The 244-nt window shown below is 40.2% G+C and carries 1 protein-coding gene; it reads right to left on the minus strand.

Translation table 11 applies throughout. The annotated features are described in order from the left end of the window. Window positions 1–244, minus strand: a 244-nt coding sequence (locus AAEY97_RS21465) for a response regulator (RefSeq protein ID WP_351001419.1), incomplete at both ends; no start/stop codon positions are given.

The following is a 244-nucleotide window of genomic DNA, read 5'->3' on the forward strand; positions in this document are numbered from 1 at the left end:
GGATTAAATGGTTTTACAATCCAGCCTGTTGCACCAGCAGCTTTACCCTCTATCTTTTTTTCTAAGCCCGACTCTGTAGTAAGCATTAGTAATGGTGTAAATTTATAACTCGGTAAAGTACGCAGCTCTCGTATTAATGTAATTCCATCCATTATTGGCATGTTTACATCTGAGATCACGGCATCAAAATCTTGTTGCTTGGCAATAGCGAGAGCTTCACTGCCATCCTTAGCTTCGGTTACAT

Origin of the sequence: Shewanella sp. TB7-MNA-CIBAN-0143 (genome assembly GCF_040310065.1) — a bacterium.
GTDB lineage: Bacteria > Pseudomonadota > Gammaproteobacteria > Enterobacterales > Shewanellaceae > Shewanella.